Genomic DNA, 17,971 nt, shown 5'->3' on the forward strand with positions numbered 1-17,971 from the left:
CATAACGTCGCCGAAAATCGTGCGTTGGGAGAAGGGTCTCCCCTACCGAAGGAGCAACCGCCCCGGGAAACTCTCAGGTAAACGGACCTTCGTGCGGTCAACACTCTGGAGAGAGAGGGTTTTGCCTCCGCCGAAGGGATAACGATCTCAGGCACCAAGACAGAGGGGGCATCCGCAGGGACACCTGTGTCACGATGCCGAGCTGCGTCGGCGAGATGCAAAGGGACGCTATGACCGATCTGACGACTGACCTGAACCGCACGCCGCTTTATGAATTTCACCTCGCGCAAGGCGCCAAGATGGTGCCGTTCGCGGGCTATGAGATGCCGGTGCAATATCCGCTGGGCGTGATGAAGGAGCATCTGCACACGCGCGCGTCTGCCGGGCTGTTCGACGTGTCGCATATGGGGCAGGTGATGCTCGCCTCGCCTGAGGGGTTCGAGGCACTGGCTCTGGCGCTGGAACGCATTGTTCCTGTTGATGTTCTTGGGCTGAAATCGGCGCGGCAACGCTATGGGATTTTCACCAATGAGACCGGCGGTATTCTCGACGATTTAATGATTTCGAACACCGGAGACGGGCTTTTCCTTGTGGTCAATGCCGCTTGCAAGGCGGAAGACATCGCGCATCTGAACGCCACCCTGCCGGATCATGTGACGGTCACCGAAATCACCGACCGCGCGCTTTTGGCGCTGCAAGGCCCGATGGCCGAGGTGGCGCTGGCGCGTCTGGTGCCGCTGGTCGCGGAGTTGAAATTCATGGATTCGGTGCGGATCACCGTCGATACCGTCGAATGGTGGATTTCGCGCTCCGGCTATACCGGCGAGGACGGGTTCGAAATTTCGATCCCCGCCGGGCTTGCGTCTGACGTCGCAGAGAAACTTGTCGCGATGGACGAGGTTGAGCCCATCGGGCTTGGCGCGCGCGACAGCCTGCGATTGGAAGCCGGGCTCTGCCTTTACGGCCATGACATCGACACCACCACCTCGCCGGTCGAGGCCAATATCGCCTGGTCCATCCAGAAGGTCCGCCGCTCCGGTGGCGCGCGCGAAGGCGGTTTTCCCGGGGCGGAGCGCATCCTCTCGGAGTTGCTGGGTGGGGCAGAGCGCAAACGCGTGGGCCTCTTGCCTCAGGGCCGCGCGCCGATGCGCGAAGGCACGCCGCTTTATGCAACCGCCGAGAGTGCCGACCAGATCGGCGAGATCACTTCCGGCGGCTTCGGCCCCTCGGTCGAACGCCCCGTCGCCATGGGTTATCTGCCCGTCTCACTTTCTGAAAACGGCACCGAAATCTTTGCGGAACTGCGCGGTAAACGTCTTCCCGTGACGGTCGCGCCGATGCCGTTCCGCACCTCCACTTACAAACGCTAAACTCTATAGGGACCAAACTATGGCCGCTGATATCAAATTCACCGAAGAACACGAATGGCTCCGCGTCGAGGACGACCTGATCGTTGTCGGCATCACCGAACATGCCGCCGAGCAACTGGGCGACGTGGTGTTCGTCGAACTGCCGGAAGAGGGCGCCACCGTGTCGAAGGACGACGAGGTTGTGGTGATCGAAAGCGTGAAAGCCGCCTCCGACATCCTGGCGCCGCTCGATGGCGAGATCGTCGAAGTGAACTCGCCGCTCGCTGACGATCCGGGCAAGGTGGGCGAAGACCCGATGGGCGATGCGTGGTTCTTCAAGATGAAGATCGAGGACATGTCCGCGCTCGACGACTTTATGTCGGAAGCGGAATACAAAGACTTTATCGGCTGAGGAACGCAGATCGTGGCCTATACCCCGTCGACCTATAACCCCTATGATTTCGCCAACCGCCGTCACATCGGCCCCTCTCCTGCGGAGATGGACGAGATGCTGAAGGTGATCGGCGCGCGCTCGCTCGATGCGTTGATCGACGAAACCGTGCCGATGGCGATCCGCCAGATGAGTCCGCTCGACTGGGCACCGATGACCGAGCATGAGGTCCTGGGCCATATCCGCAAGGTGGCCAAGAAGAACCTCGTGATGACCTCGCTCATCGGGCAGGGGTTTTACGGGACGGCCACGCCCCCCGCGATCCAGCGCAATATCTTGGAAAATCCGGCGTGGTATACGGCCTATACGCCCTACCAGCCGGAGATCGCGCAGGGGCGTCTGGAAGCGCTTTTGAATTTCCAAACCATGGTGTCGGACCTCACGGGGCTTCCGGTCGCCAACGCCTCTCTGTTGGATGAAGCCACCGCCTGCGCCGAGGCGATGACCATGGCGCAGCGTGTGGCGAAATCAAAAATGGGCGCCTTTTTTGTGGATAAGAACTGCCATCCGCAAAATATCGCCGTGATCGAGACGCGCGCGGCCCCCTTGGGGATCGAGATCATCAAGGGCGATCCTGCCGATCTCAACCCCGGCAAAGTCTTTGGCGCGATCTTCCAATATCCGGGCACCTTCGGCGCGGTCACGGACTTCACCGACCAGATCACTGCGCTGCATGAGGCGAAAGCCGTCGCGATCCTTGCGACCGATCTCATGGCGCTGACCATGCTCAAGGAACCGGGCGCGATGGATGCCGATATTGCTGTCGGCTCTGCGCAGCGCTTTGGTGTTCCCATGGGGTTTGGCGGTCCGCATGCCGCGTTCATGTCCTGCAAGGACGAGATGAAACGCTCCATGCCGGGGCGGATTGTCGGCGTCTCCGTCGATGCGAGCGGTAACCGCGCCTATCGCCTGTCGCTCCAGACCCGCGAACAACATATCCGCCGCGAAAAGGCCACGTCGAACGTCTGTACGGCGCAGGCTTTGCTTGCCGTCATGGCGTCGTTCTACGCCGTGTTCCATGGCCCCGCCGGGCTGCGCGCCATTGGCGAACAAATCCATGCGAAAGCCGTGAAACTCGCCGAGGGGCTTAAGGCCGAGGGCTTCAAAGTTGCACCCGAGGCCTTCTATGACACGATCACGGTCGAGGTTGGTGCGATGCAGGGTGTCATCTTGCGCTCTGCCGTGGCCGAGGGGCTGAACCTGCGCAAAGTGGGCAAGGATCGCATCGCCATCGCCATGGATGAGATGGCCGATGACGAGGTGATCGCGAAAGTCTGGCGCGCCTTCGGGCATGAGGCGAAGGTGCCGAAAGGCTTTCCGGGGCTTGGCTTCCCGGAGGCGCTTCTCCGCAAAACCGCCTATCTCGAACATCCGATTTTCGGCATGAACCGGGCCGAGGGCGAGATGATGCGCTATATGCGCCGCCTTGCCGACCGCGATCTGGCCTTGGATCGGGCGATGATCCCGCTTGGGTCTTGCACGATGAAGCTCAACGCAGCCGTTGAGATGATGCCGATCACCTGGCCGGAGTTCAACGCGATCCACCCCTACGCGCCGGAGGACCAGTCCGAGGGCTATCGCTATATGATCGACGATCTCTCCGCGAAGCTGTGCGAGATCACCGGTTATGACGCGATGTCGATGCAGCCGAACTCGGGCGCGCAGGGTGAATATGCGGGCCTTTTGACCATTCAGGCCTATCACCGCGCGAACGGGCAGGGCGGGCGGAATATCTGCCTCATTCCGATGTCCGCCCATGGCACCAACCCGGCCTCCGCGCAGATGGTCGGCCTCAAAGTCGTGGTGGTGAAAACCGCCGGGAATGGCGACATTGATCTGGACGATTTCCGCGCCAAGGCCGAAGCGGCCGGAGACAAACTCGCGGCCTGCATGATCACCTATCCTTCGACCCACGGGGTGTTCGAGGAGACGGTGAAAGAGGTCTGCAAGATCACGCACGACCATGGCGGGCAGGTCTATCTCGACGGCGCGAACCTCAACGCTTTGGTGGGGCTCGCAAAACCGGGTGAGATCGGCTCCGACGTGTCGCACCTCAACCTGCACAAGACCTTCTGTATCCCGCATGGTGGCGGCGGTCCCGGCATGGGGCCGATCGGGGTCAAGGCGCATCTTGCCCGCTTCCTTCCCGGTGCCCCTGACGGTTCGGGCGACATTGGCCCGGTCTCGGGCGCGAGTTTTGGCTCCGCCTCGATCCTGCCGATCTCCTGGGCCTACTGTATGCTCATGGGCGGCGCGGGTCTGACGCAGGCGACGAAGGTGGCGATCTTGAACGCCAACTATATCGCGGCGCGTCTGAACGACGCTTTCCCGGTGCTTTACAAAGGCAAACAGGGCCGTGTCGCGCATGAATGCATCGTCGATCCGCGCGGGTTTGAGAAGACCACGGATGTGAGTGTCGATGACATCGCCAAGCGCCTGATCGACAGTGGTTTTCACGCGCCGACCATGTCTTTCCCGGTGCCGGGCACCCTGATGATTGAGCCGACGGAAAGCGAGACGAAAGCCGAGTTGGATCGGTTCTGCGAGGCGATGTTGTCGATCCGTCACGAGATCGCGCAGATCGAGGCGGGAGAGCTGCCGCAGGACAACAACCCGTTGAAACACGCGCCGCATACGGTGAACGATCTGGTCGCCGACTGGGATCGTCCCTATCCGCGCGAACAGGGCTGTTTCCCGCCGGGCGCGTTCCGTGTCGACAAATACTGGCCGCCGGTCGGGCGAGTCGATAACGCCTATGGCGACCGCAACCTGATCTGCCTCTGCCCGCCGCCCGAAAGCTATATCGAAGCGGCGGAATGATCAGCGGCTCTTGGGCCGCAGGTCGTCTTCGGAAAACGAGATGCCCTGCGGCTCAAGCCATGCGTTGAACCGCGCGATTTTCTCATCCATCGAACAGGTATTGGTTTGCCGCGCCATCTCATCGGCGTAGGCTTCGCGCAGGCGGGCCTGCTCGGCGGGGGCGATGTCTCGGAAAGGTGTCATTTTGGTCTCTTGAACCGGGTTCCGTCAGGGTACATATATTCTTTAACATGAATATGAAAAGGAGGCAGGCCATGGCCGCCATTCTTGACAAGACCGATGTAAAACTGGCCTGTCCGACTTGTGGTCAGGTCAACCGTGTACCTGTGGCAAAGCTTTCGGCCGGGCCGAAATGCGGCACCTGTGGCGAGCCTTTGATGGCAGGGAAAGTGTCGGAATTGGATCCGAAGACGCTGAATGCGCTGTCGAAAAAGGACGATCTTCCGGTGCTCGTCGATTTCTGGGCGCCGTGGTGTGGGCCGTGCCGGATGATGGCGCCGGAGTTCGCGAAGGCCGCCGAGGCGCTGAAAGGCAAGGCGCGCTTTGCCAAGATCAACACCGAGGAGTACCCGACCGTGTCGATGAAAAACGGCATCCGGGGCATTCCGGCGCTGATCCTCTATCAGGGCGGCAAGGAAGTGGCCCGCATCGCCGGTGCGCGCCCGGCCCGTGACATTGTCGCTTTCGTAGAGCAGAATGGCAAATTGCCCGCCTGAGCTTTCCACGCCGGGGTGCTTGACATCCCGGCGCAAAAAGTTCAAATCATCGGCACAAGTGGGGTCGTAGCTCAGTTGGGAGAGCGCGTCGTTCGCAATGACGAGGTCGTCGGTTCGATCCCGATCGACTCCACCAATTTCCCCAATATGTCTGTCATTGGACCATAAGAGTGCATCTTAGTGTCAAGAACATTCTGAAACACAAGATGTAGTAGATGTTTCGCAGGTCCAACACGAACACGCTCCGTTTTCAGCTCTCTCCGAAAGGTCTCCGATGTCCGAAAATCGCTATGGCGTGATCTCTGGAATGCGAAACGCGGAGGATCGGCAGGTCGCGATTGCACGGCTTGCATCTGAAGGTATTCCGACGGACCGGATTTTCACGACCAATCCCGAAGAGCCAAATGCACCGCCCGTCTGGCTCTACTCCATGAGCGCGAATTCGGAACTCATCGCCCCGTCTCTGAGCGCCCTCAACCTCTCAACACAAGGCATCGCCGCCACTGTGGAAGCTGCGAGGGAGTTGGGCATTCAGATCCGCTGCCTTGATGAGGCATTCGACAGCCGAAACGATTGGCAATCCCAAATCGACACTCTGCTGACCGCCCTCAACCGCCTCGACCGCAAAGGCTTCTCGGACCGCACCAAGATCGCACTGCAAGAGGCCAAGGCCCGTGGCCAACGCTTGGGGCGCAAACCGAGCATGACAGACCTGCGCAAAGCAGTCGCTATCCAAATGATCGAGGCAGGGTACAAAGGGACAAGAATATGGAAAACCCTTGCGGTTCTGGAAGGTCCGCCGATCAGCCAATCGGCCTATTACCTCTGGCAGAAAACATGGTTGGCTGAGAGGAAGTGATCAGACGCGAAGGGCGGAAATGGGGAATGAATCTACAATTATACGAAATACGCCTCAAAATCAAACATATAGTAGAGGTCGCCATCTTTGTCGCTAATGTACTCAACGTCGGCACTGGACGTGTCACGGTTTGATGCCGCTCCTTTGATAGCCTTTACTGGAACAAAGGAGACTGACTATGGGACTGAAACGGACGGACGAATTTCGCCAAGATGCAGTGCGTATTGCGCTGACCAGCGGGTTGACGCGCAAGCAGGTGGCTGATGATCTGGGCGTTGGCATGTCGACGCTGAACAAATGGATCACAGCACACCGAGACACGAAGGTGGTTTCACAAGAGGATTTAGACCTCGCCAAAGAGAATGAGCGGCTTCGACGAGAGATCCGGCTTCTCAAGGAGGAGAGGGAAATCCTAAAAAAGGCCACCCAGTTCTTCGCGGGCCTAAAGCAATGAGATTTAGGTTTGTCGAGGAACACAGGAACCATTTTCCAGCCAACCGTTTATGCAGTGTCGTTGGCGTCAGCACACGTGGCTTGCGGGCCTTCCGTAGTCGCCCTGCCAGTCGCAGACAACGATCTGATATGGTCACGCTTGCACACATCAAAGAACAGTCCCGCCTGAGCCTTGGTAGCTACGGCAGGCCGCGAATGACCGAAGAGTTGAAGGAAATCGGTCTGGACGTCGGTCATCGCCGTGTGGGCCGCTTGATGCGCGAGAACGGCATCCGGGTCGAAAGATCGAAGAAATACAAGGTCACGACGGACAGCAACCATGCGTTCAACATCGGGCCAAACCTGCTGAACCGGGACTTCCACGCCGATCAACCGAACCAGAAGTGGGCGGGCGACATCAGCTATGTCTGGACGCGAGAAGGATGGCTCTACCTGGCTGTTATTCTTGACCTGCATTCTCGGCGGGTGATCGGCTGGGCAGTCAGCAATCGCATGAAACGCGACTTAGCGATCCGAGCATTGAACATGGCCATAGCTTTCCGGGCGCCGCCCAAAGGCTGCATTCATCATACGGATCGCGGGTCGCAATATTGTTCACATGACTATCAGAAGCTTCTGCGCCAGCATGGCTTCACCGTTTCAACAACGATGATTTCCAATAGGGCTTTCGCAAAACGATTGGATTCAGGTCAGGAAGCATTCTGGTTCGTAGGCATTGCGATAGGGGGATACCTTCTAGCAACGATAAGCGTGGCGGTATTTCCTGCCATTTTTTCAATCTTTACGGTTGCTGCGGTGGGTTTTGGTCTGGGTTCTAGTGGGATTTCCACAATGTTCTCATTGGGTATGGCCTTTATGCGGGAGGGAGGTTTGACCCACGACCGCCTAAATGCATACATGCGAGCCGCGACTTCTGCCGGATGGATGGTAGGGCCTGCTATCAGTTTTTTTGTTGCGAATACTCTTGGGCGAGTACACGTGTTTGTATTTTGTGCTGTACTGGGGGTAGGCTGGCTACTACTTTGGGTCAAGGGAATCCCGAGAAATGCAAGACTTGTTGCTGCCGAAGGTCCAATTCAAAATGAGATTTACGATTATTCCTCCAGCCGGTCTTTGAAAGCTGCGCTTCTGTTTGTATTTCTCTTATCGTTAGTGAACTCTTTATCCTTTACTGCTCTTCCACTATTTTACGTTAGGGAGGCTGGGCTCCCAAACTACTCGCCTGGCGTATCATTCGCGATTAAGACGCTAGTCGAGGTGGTTGCTGTTTTTTCGACACCGGTACTGATTGTATGGCTTGGTATGCGTGCATCATTGCTCACAACATCACTACTTGCAGTTGTGGCGACGGCATTTCTTGCCAACATAGAAACTTTTCCTCAACTGCTGCTGGGGGCCACGTTGGAAGGGCTTTACTATGGATTATTTGCCAGTCTCGGTATTACCTACGTACAATCCTGTGCCAAAGGTAACCAAGCAACTGCAACGGCTCACTATTGGAACATTCTATTCGCTGGTGGTTTGGTTGGCGGGCCAGCAGTCGGTGTGATCGCAAGTGCGCTTGATTTTCAGATGGTGCTCTATGTTGCTTCAATGTTTGCACTCCTCTCTTTTTTAGTCCTTTGGGTAATCGGTGATGAGCAGCCTCATCTGACTGGTTCAAATTGATTGTGACCCGGTAATCCTCCCGAAAATTAGGGGTGATGGATTCAGCCGGTCACCGCAACACCTGTTCGAGTTTATATGCAGGGGATTGAAAGCCCAAGATCTTTCAACTTTGCGTTCTGACCGAGAAGGAAAGGCTTGGGTCGTCTTGCTCGTTTCCATGCCAGCTTGTCAGCAAGGGCTGCCCGGTACTGGCGTGAACGATACCGGGCGAGAAGAACCAAGCTCACCGTTTCGATACTGCCGCCGCCAGGTTGTCAGCAGTGATCGGCAAATGCCATGCCGCCGCGCCGTGGCTGACGCCTGGCGGTGGCCGATAAAGCATACGCAGTTTGTCATCATCTGACCAATGCCGGCGGCGATCGCCATCTGAAGTGGTCCCAGTTTTCCGGACAGCTTGGCAGCGTTTCTAAGGTGTATCCGGTTTAAGTTTCATGCTGCCAATTTCTGTTCTCGACCGTGCCAATATGCCTCCCTCGGCGTTCGATGCTCAAGGGAAGAATGGGGGCGTTCGGTATTGTAGAAGGTCATCAGGGGACGCAGGGTTTGCAGTTCGTCGGGCATCTCCCAATCGACTAAAGGGGCGGCCTGGTCCAAGGCCCCAGGCTTCGTCTCCAGAAGGGCAAAGTAATGCACAGGGTCGAAGATCATTTGTTCGCGCTCGTAGCAGCGGGCGTGCCGGGCGATGACCCCACCACCACAGCCGATCTCGACCACATCCACAAACGCACGGATCGTCACCTCCCGTAAGCCATAGGTGCTGGGAACCGAGTAATCATTGGATTTGTAGCGCACCAGAGATTGGGAGCTGACCCGGCCCGTTGCCTTGTGGCAGGCTTGGTAAGGCGTTGCGGGCAGTGGCGACATGACGGCCAGATCTCGCTTCAGCCGTTCGCCGATCGTCTCCCGGTGCCCATGCAAGACAGCCGACTGCCGTGCCAAACATTGTTCTTCGAGCCAGTTATTGAAGCTGTCCAGATCAGGGAATTCCGGCAGCGGCACCATCAGGTTGCGCCGGGACCAGCCCACCAGACCTTCGACATTGCCTTTATCATTCCCCTTGCCCGGGCGGCCGTAGCGATTATCAAAAAGGTAGTGTGACAACATCTCCGTGAACATCTGCGTCCGCCGACGCCGCCCACCGGATTCGATCTTCGCAACAAGGCACCCTACCAAAGCTTGCCGGGCGCGCAGGGCACGGTAGAGGCCGTCTTTGCGTGCCATGAGCTCCAAAGGCGTGCCGTCTTCGACGATCCGTCCACGATCAAAGACGAGGATGCGGTCCATCCGTTCGACCGTCGCCAAACGGTGGGCAATCACCAAAGTCGTGCGCCCCTCCATCAGCCGCTCTGCGGCCTGCGCAACCTTGGCCTCCGCCTCTGAATCGAGCGAAGATGTCGCCTCATCCATGATCAGAACCGGCGCGTTCGACAAAAAGGCGCGCGCGATGGCGACCCGCTGCCGCTCTCCCCCCGAAAGTTTGACGCCCCGCTCCCCCACCTTCGTGCCAAAGCCTTTGGGCAGCCGCTCGATAAAGTCGAGTGCCCCTGCGCGCTCAGCAGCCTCCCGGACATCCTGAATCGACGCGCCGGGACGGGCGTAGGCGATGTTCTCGGCCAAAGAGCGGTGAAACAACACAGGCTCTTGCGGGACAAGCGCGATGTGTTGGCGCAGCACCTCCAGGGGAACGCGCGCGATATCGACGCCGCCCAATGTGATGCTGCCGTCATTGATCTCGTGAATCCGCTGGATCAGCTTCACGAAAGTGGTCTTGCCTGAACCAGACCGCCCAACCAATCCGACTTTCTGGCCCTCAGGAATGGCGATATCCAGATTGGTGAAAAGCGGTGTTTCAGCCCCATCGTAGCCATAATCCACATGGTTGAACGCCAATGCTGCCGCGCGAGGCGGCAAGGCGGCTTCAGGCTTCTTCGCGACAGAGGTTTCTGGGGCGACGGCCATCAGGGCCACCAGTTCCTCGGCATCGTTGACCGCCTTTTGCAGACCGCGCACATGGTTGCCCATCTGGCGCAAATAACCATCGAGCATACCAAGGGCCGAGACCACAAAGGCAATTTCGCCCGCATTGGCCAGACCACGGGTATAGGCGACAAGAGCTCCGCCCAGAACCATCGCCCGCAAGGCCCAGATCGTCATGTCCTGCGACAGGCCAGACACTGTGCCGCGCCGCCATGTGCGCCGACTGCGATGTGCCCATTTGTCCAGAACAAGGCCCAGCCGCGTGTCTTCGCGCAGCTCGCCCGCATGGGCACGCACAACCCCGTTGGAGGTGATCGCATCGGCCAGCGCGCCGGAAACGCGGCTGTCTTGCGCATTGGCCAAACGCGCCGCAGGCGCCACCCAGAACAGCGTCAACGACAAGGAGAGGGTCAGAAACACAAGCGCACCGATCCCGGCGACAAGCCCGACTTCCCAGCGAAACGCCGTCAGCGTTCCGATGGTGCCCAAAAGGATCAGCGCCGAGGGCAACAGTGCCAGCAACAAAAGGTCTGCCATTTCGTCCAAGGCCCAGGCCCCGCGTGTGATCTTCCGCACGGTGGAACCGGCAAAGGCGTTTGCGTGCCAGTCGGCGGGAAGCCGTTGAACATGGGCGAAGGCTTCGGCTTCGGCGGCGCGCATCGAAGGGATGGTCAGGTCGATGATGGCAAAATAGCTTTGGATCTTGGCGACGACGGAGAGAACACCAAACACCAAAAGCGCCCCGAAGGCGGGCCAAGGCGTCTCAGACGCGGCCACTGCATCAACGAGGCGTCCCGTGAAGACAGGTATCGAGAGATCGGAAGCCGCGGAGATCAGAACCAAGGCCAGAATGGTGACAACCTTCCCCTTTTGTCGCATCCAAAGACGGAAGGTGAACGAGAAAACACGCGCAAACGCGCCGTGAGCAGAAAAATGGATCATAATGACAATCTCACAACCGGGTTGGTTGCGCCTTGCGAAGGGTTTGGAAAGTGGGTCCAGCTTGGACCAATTCATCTGTAGCTTGTGGGCGAAAGCGCCACGAAAGCGTCAGATAAGGGCGGCTCCGAAACCGGAGGTCCCCGGGAGGAAGCGATAAGCAATCGTCATGAGCGTCCTCCATGCAAGGTATCTAATCATGTGTGTTTTAGTCGGGGATTTTATGATCCGTCAAGTCCAACTTGAGGATCGGTTGAGGGAAGATGCCAAAGACGAACACCCCGATCCTGAGATCGGGGTATTCGCTTTGATCTCTGGCTGACCGCAAGCGATCAGCCGATCAACTTACATGCCTTTCGAGGCAGCAAAGCCCGTAAAGCCCCCCATCCCCAGATCGCCGAGCATGGTCAGCGCGCCGGAGGAGAGGTCTATGGAATAGAGACCTGCGGCGCTTTCGCCGTCAATCTGGAGGATGGCATAGGCGTGGTCCATGCCTTCCTCGGGAGACACGATGTCAAAACCGCCCCAATCGGTCACATCCACAGTCTCGCCGTCGAGGGTCAGATAACCGACCGAGGTCAGTTCTCCCGCATTGTTGGCCAGAGAAACCAGAGCGTTGGCGCGGGCATCGAGCGCAAATTGTGCCGTGGACGCGGCCGTCATGCCATTGATCGCATTGGTATAGGCATTGGCAAAGATCAGCGGCTCGGCGCCAGTGCTCATATCCCCTTCAGCATAGAAGGTATCGGTAAAGCGACGGACGGACCCCGCACGTTCATCGCCGTCCCCGAACCCATCGGGGAAATAGACGAGGTTCGCACCATCGGCGCCCACGGCACGCACCGCGTCGATTTTGTTGTTGAAGTCGAAGGCAACCGCGCCTTCACCGATCATCGCATCCTCCATGAACATCGCGCCAAGGTCCGTCAAAGCGCCCGACATCGGGTCGACCTCAAAGATCATGCCATCGGCATAGCCCAAAAGCTGTCCGGTCACTGGGCGATAGGCTATGGCCCGCAGCGGCATCTCCAGATCATAGGTCATCACCTCGCCGGGGGAGGCAATGTCGGCCATGGTCACAAGGGTTTTTCCGTCTTCGGCAAGCGCGTAGCCCATGGTGCCGGCATGGTCCATGGCGAGCGTGGGCGCAGCGGCGGCAAGTGCGGCAGAGGCGGTCAGGGCAAGTTTCAGGGTCGTCATCGTGGTTTCCTTCCTATGTATTGGCCTATGTATTGGCTTGCGTTGAGCCGAGATTTACGGATCAATTGCCTTTAACCACGGGGGGGCACGGGCAAGAGTTTCAGCCCGATTGATTTTTTTTGAGGACTGCAGCGTGACAGAGGCAAAAGAGGGCGACAGAGAGGATAATGCTCCACCGCCCCAAGACAGGGTCGAAGAGCTGATCGCGCGTGTATCTCTGGGCGAGCGGGCGGCCCTCTCCGAGCTCTATGACCTGACCAGCGCGAAACTTTTCGCCGTGTCGCTGCGTGTCTTGGGGGAACGCCAGTCGGCCGAGGACGCCATGCACGACACCTATGTCAAAATCTGGAAGAACGCGGGACGCTATCGCGTGACAGGTCATTCACCGATGAGCTGGCTGATCACCATTGCCCGCAATACGGCGATTGATCGGCTCAGAGCGCGGCGCAATCACGCCCATGTCGGCGATTACGAAGACACGCTGGCCGCGCCCAGCCAGACACCAGAGCAAGCAACCATCGCCGCCTCGGACGCCCGGCGCATCGTGGCCTGTCTCGACACCCTGCCCGAGGATCGACGTGCCGCCATCACCGGAGCCTATCTCGACGGGCAAAGCTATGCCGAACTGGCCGAGGCCGCCAAAGTGCCGCTCAACACGATGCGCACATGGCTGCGACGCGGGTTGATCGCATTAAGGGAGTGTATGGACGGATGACCCAATCCCATGACGATGATGAGATGCTCGCCGCTGAATTGGCGCTCGGTCTGCTTGAGGGCGACGAGCGGGCCAGAGTGCAACGCCGCGCCGCCTCCGATCCCGGGTTTGCAGGGTTGGTGCGGGGGTGGGAAACGCGCCTGTCCACGATGGCGGATTTGCCGCCCGTGACGGCGCCACCTTCGGTCAAGGCCGCGCTGATGGCCGATCTCTTTCCCGAGACCGTGAAGCCACCAATCTGGAAACGGCTCGGGGTTTGGCAGGCCCTGACAGGCGGGGCGATGGCCGTCGCGCTTGTGCTCGCTCTCATGCTGACGCCACTGAGTGGCCCAAACACGACGGGTCCGCTCTATACCGCTGAGATCACATCGGACATCGGGGATTTCCGTGTCGTCGCCGTGATCGACAAATCCCGCCAAGAGGTCATCCTGACCCGGACCCTGGGCGGCGCTCCCGAAGGGCGCATCCTTCAGGTCTGGGCACATGGCCCCGATGAACCGGCCCAGTCGGTCGGTCTGTGGCCTGCGGGCGAAAGCATCAGATTGCCGCTGCCGCCAGACATCGCCGCGGTGCGCGGGACGCTCACTCTGGGCGTTTCCGAAGAACCCCCCGGAGGCTCGCTGACAGGTTCGCCTTCAGGTCGCGTGTTCGGCACGGTCGATATCGCGAATGTCACGGGAGCGGGTTAAAAAATTTTCTGTCCATACGCTTTTAGGCAGCCCTCAATCGACGCCTTCAGCCCTGAGCGGACATTCGTGCCAAGCAGAGCGAATGGCCGAGGGCTGGCTAAGTTGCCCTTCAGACCTAGCACCGCGCACTTGCCCAACCCGCTCGCCAAGGTTGATTGGCAGGTCCGAAGGGAGCGGACGTTGCGACGTTGATCAACGGCCTGCTTGTCGGCGCGGCCTTTTCCGAAGTTCACCTGTGGCGTCCCTCCATTCCGGTTTGGGGCATCTGGAATGACAACTTCTTCATTCTGGGTGTCGACTGGATCAGTTGGACGATCCTTGCGCTGACGGTTCTGGTGGGGGCGCTGGTGAGTGCTGCCGGGGCTTATGCGCTAGGGCTACAATGGGCGGAGCGATAAAGCAGGCGCGATGAACGCATATCGGACCTTTGTAGCCCGGCATGTGAATATCGGTTTTGGGCCGATTACTAACTCGATGAATTTTGGCGGTATGCAATTTTCGCGGGAAGGCGTAGGCGCACAGCAGTTGAGTCGCTGTTGTGCTTTCCGTTGAGTTCGTCTTCCTGCCAATGATCTACGATAGGTGACTTGGGATTTGCCGAGCCTTGCCTTTCGTTTCGATCCGTTCGATCGCACTGTGTTGCCGCATTTTGTGGCACTTGTGCAAAACCGTGCTATCCTCCGGCTACTTCGAAATCGTATGGAGGAGCGCGATTTTGTTGGAGAACGCATTTATACTCGATCCGCTCGGCGATCCGGTCCGGCATGGAGGAGATACAAAATCGACAGACTGGGATGAGATCCAGGCGTTTTGCCGTGATGTCTACATGCCCTATGACGTGCGCCCCATGGAGCGCCAGGCCAAGCCCGATGCGACGATGATCTCCGCCAAGGCGGGCGGTGTGACAATGACGCGCTTTGCCTATGGGACGGGGATTTATCTCAACAATTTCGACCCTGCAGCGGGCAATATTCTCGTGCTCAATACGGTGCGCGGAGCGCTCAATCATGCGGCGGATGGCGGCTCTGTGGCAACGGGGGCGGGCGAGAGTTTCGTCGTGGATTGCTCGCGGGCGGAGTATTGGCTGGAGGGTGACCCCGACCATATGCAACTGAACCTGACGATCCCCCACGATCTGATCGAGCAGATTGCAGAACGCTGGTTCGGCTTTGTGCCCGGTGACGCGCTTTGGACAAGCCGCGTCAAGATCGGCGGGGTGCAGACGGCTTGGGGGTCTTTGCTGGACTATTCTGTTCGAGCTTTGACCCGTTCGGGGGTCGTGGCCGAGGATGCCGCTATTGCGCGCCACCTAGAGGAGATCCTCTGCGTAGAGCTTTTACGGCAGTGGGCGGGGGCAGCGGGCGTGAAGTTGGAGGGCGGCGCAAGGGCCGCGGCGCCGCGCTATGTGCGCCAAGCGGAGGCGATTATGGAGGCCGAGGCACGGCAAGCGCCGACCATCGGAGAGATCGCAAAACGGGTCGGCGTGTCGGCCCGCACGCTGTCGGGCGGGTTCCAACAGTTCCGAGGGCTAAGCCCCCGTGACTTCCTTGTCGCACGCAGGTTGGAAGGCTTCCGAGCCGATCTCGAAAAGGCCGAGGCGGATAAAACCGTCACCGATATCGCGACCCGATGGGGGTATTCCAACTTCGGTGCTCTGGCCGGGCGGTATCGGCAACGCTATGGCGAGTTGCCGTCCCGGACCCGCGCGCGGGCCATGGGTGGCCATTAACTTCTCTTCCGAAACCGGACACCCCATTCCGATAAAGAACAGCGCTGCGCTTTGCGAGCGGCCAATCTTCCCTGCACATGTTCTAGGGAGGAACCAATGAAAGACATGCAAATCGAGAATCTGAAAACGCACTGTGATTCCATTCTCGGCAATCTGAGCACGGGCGAGACCCGTGTGCCCGGTGTGGTCGCGATGGCGACTGACCGCACTGGCACGATCTATTCAGGCCAAGCAGGCGAGAGGCGCATCGGGGGCGATCCGATGACCGAGGACACGGTCTTTGCAATCTTCTCCACGACCAAGGCGATTGCGGGAACTACCGCACTGCAATGTGTTGAGGAGGGGCTTCTGGACCTCGACGCCCCCGCCAAAGAATACGCCCCCGCCATCGGAAACCTGCAAGTGATCGAAGGGTTTGAGGCCGATGGAAGCCCACGTCTGCGTGCGCCCAAGACCGATGTAACCACGCGCCAACTGCTCCTGCACACAGGCGGTTTTGGCTATGACTTCTTCAACGAAACCTACAAGCGTCTGGCCGAGGCGCATGGGCAGCCCTCGGTTGTCACGGGGAGCCGCGCCTGTATCGAAACCCCGATGCTGTTCGATCCGGGTGAGAAGTGGGAATACGGCACCAACATGGATTGGGCCGGCCAGGTGGTCGAGGGTGTGCGCGGCAAACGCCTTGGCGAAGTGATGCGCGAGCGGGTGTTCGATCCGCTCGGGATGGAGGACATCGCCTTCACTCGCACCGACGCGATGAAGGCACGCACCGCAACGATCCACGCGCGCGGCGAGAATGGTTCACTCACCCCGATGGACGACTTCGCCCTGCCCGACGCCCCCGAAGTCCACATGGGCGGCCACGGCCTCTATGCCACTGTGCCTGAATACATGAAGTTCATCCGTATGTGGCTCAACGATGGGGACGGCCCGAACGGGCGCGTGCTTAAGCGCGAAACGGTGGAGTGGGCCGTGAAAGGCGCCTTGGTGCCGCCGCAGAAGGTGACCATGCTGCCCGGCGTAATCCCGTCGCTGTCAAACGATGCTGAGTTCTTCCCCGGACAGCCCAAAGACTGGTCCTATACCTTCATGGTCAACAGCGAAGACGCGCCCACAGGTCGCCCCGCAGGCTCCATTGGCTGGGCGGGTCTGGCCAACAGCTACTATTGGATCGACCGCAAAAACGGCATCGGCGGGTACTGGGCGACCCAGATCCTGCCCTTCGCCGATGCGGCGTCCTTCACGGGCTACATGGATTTTGAGAGCGCAGTCTACGCAGCTTTGAAATAACCTAACGGCCAAGTCAAAAGCGCAATCGGGGCTATGTTTGGCCCCGGTTCATCCGGATCAGACCTCAGCGCAATCGACTATGCGTGCAAGCAGAAACCAAACGGATTCACACTTTGGGGCGGTTCTTTCACGTCCGTTTCGGGAAGCCGCGCCGCTGCACAAGGCCATGACGTGTCACTGCCAACAGTGAGTATGCCCGGTCACCGGATTGGCAGCCTGACCGATGTCGCGGGCGGCTTCCTGCATGACCGACAGGATCCATTTCTCTCGTGCGGGATCGACACGTTCGAGCACGGCAGAAAGGCCGATGGCGGCGATGGTCCTGCCACTTGGCAGCCGCACGGGGACCCCGAGGCCGAATACATCCTGAAACACCTCGCCCGGGTCGCGGGCATAGCCGTCGCGCTGAACCTGTCGGATCGCGGTACGCAGGGCGAGTTCGTCGAGGAAATAGGGACCGATCAGCGCGTGTCTGTTGGTTTCGATCACATGATCCGCCTCTTGATCGTCGAGCGCGGCCAGAAGGCAGAGACTGCTGGAGCCGAGCCCCAGAGGTGCGGTCGCGCCGACGTTGGAGTAGATCGTGCGGGCGGTGAACGTGCCCTCGGCGCGCGCAGCGCACATCGCGCGCGTGTCCTGAGCGATCACCAGTGCGATAGAGCAGCCGGTGGCTTGCGCGACCCGGCGCATCGGCTGTTGTGCGACCTTGTGCAGGGGATCGGCCTCAAAGGCGGCGGCGGCAAGAAACAGTGCGCCGCGTCCGATGCGATAGCGTTTCGCCTCGCTTTCCACCAGCCCGTGTTTCTCGAGTGCCTGCAATTGCCGATACAGCGTCGCCTGGGTCAGGCCGGTGAGGTCCGACAGCTCACGCGCGCTCAGGCCGGAGCTTTGCGAGGTTGCGATGATTCGCATGAGGCCAATGGCGCGGTCGAGGGCCTGAGTGCCGGACGCTGGAGTGGGAGGGCCGCTTTTGCGCATTTGTCAGGCTCCGTGAGAATTTGGTTTTGAGAACGAGGGACGATCAGTGGAAATTAATACTCATAATATGAGAAATACTATATTTTTTTATCATTATGTGAATTAATCTCCTTATCTTGCGTTTGGTTTTGCCTAGGC

Annotated in this window: 13 protein-coding genes, 1 tRNA gene, 3 pseudogenes and 1 riboswitch; of the genes and pseudogenes, 12 read left to right on the forward strand and 5 right to left on the reverse strand. The window is 59.2% G+C overall.

Going from position 1 to position 17,971, the window contains the following annotated elements; genetic code table 11:
* Nucleotides 1–95: 95 nt before the first annotated feature.
* Nucleotides 96–173, forward strand: a riboswitch (glycine riboswitch).
* A gap of 57 nt (nt 174–230) precedes the next feature.
* Genes gcvT through gcvP form a run of 3 tightly spaced genes read left to right on the forward strand, consistent with a single transcriptional unit; the run spans nt 231 to nt 4,620 of the window.
* On the forward strand, nt 231–1,370 hold the full coding sequence (gene gcvT, locus CEW89_RS16610; protein WP_096806646.1) for a glycine cleavage system aminomethyltransferase GcvT: 1,140 nt from the start codon (nt 231–233) through the stop codon (nt 1,368–1,370).
* A gap of 31 nt (nt 1,371–1,401) precedes the next feature.
* Nucleotides 1,402–1,761, forward strand: a complete 360-nt coding sequence (gene gcvH, locus CEW89_RS16615; protein WP_096807279.1) for a glycine cleavage system protein GcvH — start codon at nt 1,402–1,404, stop codon at nt 1,759–1,761.
* A 12-nt stretch (nt 1,762–1,773) separates the two neighbouring features.
* The gene (gcvP, locus tag CEW89_RS16620) at nt 1,774–4,620 is read left to right on the forward strand and encodes an aminomethyl-transferring glycine dehydrogenase (RefSeq protein WP_096806647.1); all 2,847 of its coding nucleotides are present in this window, start codon (nt 1,774–1,776) and stop codon (nt 4,618–4,620) included.
* Here gcvP and CEW89_RS16625 read toward each other — a convergent pair whose 3' ends face one another.
* On the reverse strand, nt 4,621–4,803 hold the full coding sequence (locus CEW89_RS16625; protein WP_096806648.1) for a hypothetical protein: 183 nt from the start codon (nt 4,801–4,803) through the stop codon (nt 4,621–4,623).
* Nucleotides 4,804–4,874: 71 nt separating this feature from the next.
* On the opposite strand from CEW89_RS16625, the gene trxC reads away from it, so the two are divergent.
* The 4 genes and pseudogenes from trxC to CEW89_RS16645 all read left to right on the forward strand — a co-directional run.
* Nucleotides 4,875–5,336: a thioredoxin TrxC gene (gene trxC, locus CEW89_RS16630; protein ID WP_066701792.1), complete on the forward strand. Its 462-nt coding sequence runs from the start codon at nt 4,875–4,877 to the stop codon at nt 5,334–5,336.
* Nucleotides 5,337–5,396: 60 nt separating this feature from the next.
* Nucleotides 5,397–5,472 (forward strand) — tRNA-Ala (locus tag CEW89_RS16635).
* Nucleotides 5,473–5,610: 138 nt separating this feature from the next.
* Complete coding sequence (locus tag CEW89_RS16640) at nt 5,611–6,195, forward strand: recombinase family protein (RefSeq protein ID WP_096806649.1); 585 nt, start codon at nt 5,611–5,613, stop codon at nt 6,193–6,195.
* Nucleotides 6,196–6,373: 178 nt separating this feature from the next.
* Nucleotides 6,374–7,290 (forward strand): annotated as a pseudogene (locus tag CEW89_RS16645) (IS3 family transposase); the annotation flags it as partial.
* Nucleotides 7,291–8,841: 1,551 nt separating this feature from the next.
* Here the strand turns inward: CEW89_RS16645 and CEW89_RS21280 are convergent.
* The 3 genes and pseudogenes from CEW89_RS21280 to CEW89_RS16660 form a co-directional block, all read right to left on the reverse strand.
* Nucleotides 8,842–9,480: pseudogene (locus tag CEW89_RS21280) on the reverse strand (Mu transposase domain-containing protein); the annotation flags it as partial.
* A 237-nt stretch (nt 9,481–9,717) separates the two neighbouring features.
* Nucleotides 9,718–11,310, reverse strand: a pseudogene (locus CEW89_RS16655) (ABC transporter ATP-binding protein); the annotation flags it as partial.
* A 267-nt stretch (nt 11,311–11,577) separates the two neighbouring features.
* Nucleotides 11,578–12,432: a DUF4394 domain-containing protein gene (locus CEW89_RS16660; protein ID WP_096806650.1), complete on the reverse strand. Its 855-nt coding sequence runs from the start codon at nt 12,430–12,432 to the stop codon at nt 11,578–11,580.
* Nucleotides 12,433–12,565: 133 nt separating this feature from the next.
* Between CEW89_RS16660 and CEW89_RS16665 the strand changes: the two genes are divergently transcribed.
* From CEW89_RS16665 to acmB, 5 genes are all read left to right on the forward strand, one after another.
* The gene (locus CEW89_RS16665) at nt 12,566–13,147 is read left to right on the forward strand and encodes a sigma-70 family RNA polymerase sigma factor (RefSeq protein ID WP_096807280.1); all 582 of its coding nucleotides are present in this window, start codon (nt 12,566–12,568) and stop codon (nt 13,145–13,147) included.
* Nucleotides 13,144–13,836 carry an anti-sigma factor gene (locus CEW89_RS16670; RefSeq protein ID WP_096806651.1) on the forward strand — a complete coding sequence of 231 codons (693 nt, stop codon included), beginning with the start codon at nt 13,144–13,146 and terminating at the stop codon, nt 13,834–13,836. The genes CEW89_RS16665 and CEW89_RS16670 overlap by 4 nt, the downstream gene beginning before the upstream one ends.
* A 188-nt stretch (nt 13,837–14,024) precedes the next feature.
* On the forward strand, nt 14,025–14,234 hold the full coding sequence (locus CEW89_RS16675; protein ID WP_096806652.1) for a hypothetical protein: 210 nt from the start codon (nt 14,025–14,027) through the stop codon (nt 14,232–14,234).
* 317 nt (nt 14,235–14,551) lie between these two features.
* Entirely contained in the window at nt 14,552–15,565 is a 1,014-nt protein-coding gene (locus CEW89_RS16680; protein ID WP_096806653.1) for an AraC family transcriptional regulator, read from the forward strand.
* A gap of 96 nt (nt 15,566–15,661) precedes the next feature.
* A complete protein-coding gene (gene acmB / locus CEW89_RS16685; RefSeq protein ID WP_096806654.1) occupies nt 15,662–16,855 on the forward strand; it encodes a methyl acetate hydrolase AcmB in 1,194 nt (397 codons plus the stop codon).
* 174 nt (nt 16,856–17,029) lie between these two features.
* Here acmB and CEW89_RS16690 read toward each other — a convergent pair whose 3' ends face one another.
* Nucleotides 17,030–17,833 (reverse strand): IclR family transcriptional regulator, encoded by an 804-nt coding sequence (locus CEW89_RS16690; protein WP_066706349.1) that lies wholly within the window; start codon nt 17,831–17,833, stop codon nt 17,030–17,032.
* Nucleotides 17,834–17,971 lie beyond the last annotated feature (138 nt).

This window comes from Celeribacter ethanolicus (assembly GCF_002407265.1).
Lineage (GTDB): Bacteria > Pseudomonadota > Alphaproteobacteria > Rhodobacterales > Rhodobacteraceae > Celeribacter > Celeribacter ethanolicus.